The organism is Pseudoalteromonas sp. TB51 (assembly GCF_000498055.1).
GTDB classification, from domain to species: Bacteria; Pseudomonadota; Gammaproteobacteria; order Enterobacterales; family Alteromonadaceae; genus Pseudoalteromonas; species Pseudoalteromonas atlantica.
The window spans coordinates 1-1,454 of record NZ_AUTO01000285.1; the positions used below are offsets into that span (position 1 = coordinate 1).

2 protein-coding genes are annotated in these 1,454 nt (G+C 42.6%); both read left to right on the forward strand.

Features of this window, described 5'->3' with window-relative positions; translation table 11 throughout:
- The coding region (locus tag L650_RS0117020; RefSeq protein ID WP_029773852.1) for a chloride channel protein at nucleotides 1-1,257 on the forward strand (1,257 nt) is incomplete at its 5' end.
- 7 nt (nucleotides 1,258-1,264) lie between these two features.
- A partial coding sequence (locus tag L650_RS0117025; protein ID WP_029773853.1) for a CopD family protein occupies nucleotides 1,265-1,454 on the forward strand: 190 nt, incomplete at its 3' end.

Here is a 1,454-nt window from a genome sequence, read left to right on the forward strand (position 1 = left end):
TTAGCCGATAAACTTCATTTACCACATAACGCCATGCGCACATTAAGTGGCTGTGGTGTCGCCGCTGGTATTGCGGCCTCGTTTAATACCCCACTGGCTGCGGTTATTTTTGTAATGGAAGTGGTGCTACGTGAGTACAAAGTGCATATTTTTGTGCCAATTATGCTTGCCGCACTAACTGGTGCATTAGCAACCCAATTTGTGTTTGGTGAAGGCTCAGAGCTTGCACTTATTAGCATTACGCCATTGAGTGGTTGGCATTACCCATATTTAATTTTATGTGGCATGGCCTTAGGGGCAATTGCCTATAGCTTTAATCAAAATTTAATGCTGATCATAAAAACATTTAAACCTTTAAGCATGTTTCCTCGTTTACTCATTGCAGGTTGTATTGCGAGTATTATTGCCTATGCAGTGCCCCAAGCAATGGGTTCGGGTATGAGTGCGATTACTATTGCGGTTGAATCGCCTGAAAACGCGCAGCTACTTACCACTATTTTAATAGCTAAACTGCTAGCGACCTTGTTTGCCATTGGCCTAGGAATACCGGGCGGCTTAATAGGTCCCGTTATTGGGCTAGGTGTATTAACAGGTACTTTAATGGCCTTTTTTGCCCAATTTATAAGCCCAGGTGCTGACATTGCAGGCACATACGGCGTATTAGGAATGGCCGGTTTACTCGCAGCTACATTACATGCGCCGTTAGCAGCATTAACAACTGTGATGGAGCTTACGTCCTCGCCAGAGATTATTGTACCGGCCATGTTAGTGATAACAACCGCCTATGTAACGGCGCTGCAAGTATTTGGCAATCGGTCTATATTTTTGCAACAGCTCGATTTTCAGGGGCTACCCTATCATGTATCGCCCGCAACGGAGGCGCTACAAAAAGTGGGGATAATGGATGATATGGATGAGGACTTTAAACTGCTTTATTCAGACGATAAAGAGCAAATTAAAAACACCTTAGACGCCATGGACAGCCAAACCCCTTTAATAGTTTACGATGAAGAAAACGGCTATCGCCTAGCAGAGTACGACCTTACCCTGATGTCGGGCGAAAACATAAATATAAACTACATTAGCTTACAAGGCATTAGCAGCCAGTCGACCTTAGCTGATGCCTTTGATATTTTAAAAGATAAACGCAGCGGCGCCCTGTATGTATACAACTTGCTAGATGATCAGCAAATAATGGGGCTATTACGCTGGGATCAAATAAATAATATTTTAACTATTCGTAACAGCCTACTTTAGGATTCTTATGAGCGCTTTACTAATTTATAAAACACTGCACATTTTTTTTATGATTGCTTGGTTTGCCGGTATTTTTTATTTACCTCGGTTATTTGTATACCACGCAATGAGCGAAGAAAAAGCCTGTAACTCAATGCTTAAAGTGATGGAACGCCGGCTACTCTTTTTTGTTACCCCGTTTGCTATTTTAACGGCCG